Raw genomic sequence first — 922 nt, 5'->3', positions numbered from 1 at the left:
GTCCCCGACCCCGCCGCCACCGTCTCCGCCTCCGACGGCATCAAGGTGTCCGTGCAGGACACCGACAGCCGCTCCTGCTCCTACGACAGCGCCACCGTCGGCGCCTCCCGCAGCCCGCGTCCGATCACCGCCTGGGGCACGCGTGAGGCCGGCAAGGCGCGCTGCGAGGGCTCCGGGACCTACTACGTCGTCGTCGAACGCACGGGCGCGACGGCGGGCCCGGTGTCGGACCCGTGGGAGCTGGAGCTGACCGTCGCCACCGAACCGCGGACGGCGCGGACCGGCGCCACCAGCGCACCGAAGGGCTGGGACTCCGCCTCCCCCGCACCGCCCGGCGACGAACCCGAGCGGCGGCCCGGCGGATCCGGGTTCGACACGGCGACGGCCGTCGGGCAGGGCGTGTGGACCGCCGACGTCGAGCCGGGACGGACGCTGTTCTACGAGGTCCCGGTCGACTGGGGCCAGCAGCTGTACGCCACCGCGGAGCTGGGCAGCGCGGGCGGCACCGACGGCACCGGCCACGATTTCGCCGCCGCCGCGCTGAACCTCTCCCTCCACAACCCCGTGCGGGCCCTCGTCGAGGACGCGGGCACCGGATACGACGGCAGACAGCAGTCGGCCTCGCTCGATCCGCTGCCACCGGTCGACTACGCCAACCGGTACGCCCCGACCGACCGGGTGCGCGGGCTGCGCTTCGCCGGCTCCTACTACCTGGTCGTGCATCTCGCCGCCCGTGTCGCCGAGAAGGTCGGCCCCGGGCCGTACGGGCTCACGCTGCGGGTGCGGGTGAAGGGGGACGCACGGAACGGCCCGTTGTACGCCGGCCGGTCGGTGCCCGCGGGGCTCTTCGAGGTCACGGACGGGGAGCGGCAGGCCTCGGCGGGCGGGACCCGGGGAGGCGTGCCGCTCCCCGTCCGTGACC

1 pseudogene is annotated in these 922 nt (G+C 75.6%); it reads left to right on the top strand.

The features are described 5' to 3' along the window. Positions 1 to 922: pseudogene (locus tag CCN42_RS43075) on the top strand (hypothetical protein); the annotation flags it as partial.

Source organism: Streptomyces glaucescens (assembly GCF_002154375.1).
Classification (GTDB): Bacteria; Actinomycetota; Actinomycetes; order Streptomycetales; family Streptomycetaceae; genus Streptomyces; species Streptomyces glaucescens.
The sequence above is the reverse complement of the archived record's forward strand: the minus strand, read 5'-3'. Positions and strand labels throughout refer to the sequence as shown.